Origin of the sequence: Rhodoplanes sp. SY1, from assembly GCF_046000175.1 — a bacterium.
GTDB lineage: Bacteria > Pseudomonadota > Alphaproteobacteria > Rhizobiales > Xanthobacteraceae > Rhodoplanes.
In genome coordinates, this window is sequence record NZ_JBEOMB010000451.1 from 1 (window position 1) to 724 (window position 724).

The 724-nt window shown below is 65.7% G+C and carries 1 protein-coding gene; it reads left to right on the forward strand.

The features are described 5' to 3' along the window. A partial coding sequence (locus tag ABTU92_RS30295) for a hypothetical protein (RefSeq protein WP_408095235.1) occupies positions 1-448 on the forward strand: 448 nt, incomplete at its 5' end. Between the last annotated feature and the right edge of the window lie 276 nt (positions 449-724).

A 724-nucleotide genomic window follows, 5' to 3' on the forward strand; every position in this document is an offset into this window, starting at 1 on the left:
GATGGACATCAAGATCGTGCTGACGAACTTCAGCGCCGTCGACTGGTCGGGCCACACGACCTGGGACATCGACGACAAGCTCGACACCGTGAAGCAGTCCCCCGGCAAGACGCTCGACAAGTATTCCGGTCGCGAGGTGCTCTGGATCGTCCGCGAGACGCTGAGCTGGTACGTCGACGGCCATTCCAAGTGCAGCACCATGTGGAGCACCAACAACGGCGCCGAGCTGTTCGGCGTCAGCGTCTACGCGCCCTTCCAGTTTCTCACCATGGGTGCGGCCCCGCACTGGGGCTACGGCATGAACGACGCGCACGGCAAATGGGGGTGGACCGACCAGGCCGCCGACCAGTCCGCGCCGTTCACCATCACGACCAGCTCGGGCCGCCAGGCCCGGATCCAGCCGACCTGCGCCCACAGCAGCATCTCGCTCGACGTCCAGATCACCTGAGCCGCGCCTTCCCGCGGGGACGATCCCCGAGCCTCCGTCGGTTGTGCGACCGGGGTCGAGAGGACGCAGAATCACGCGACGCCGTGCGGGGTGGGCGACCTGTCGTTCCGACAGTCGCCCAAAGCTTCTTGCTGCGCGCCGCGATCGTCGGAACCGGAACCCAGCCGTCACGAGGTCCACATGCCCGACTTGGTTTTCGCCAGGATCAACATCCAGGGAGCACAGTTCGCCTTCGAGGCGCGGATCCTGCACACCCCCTTCGTCTTCGTATTCCCC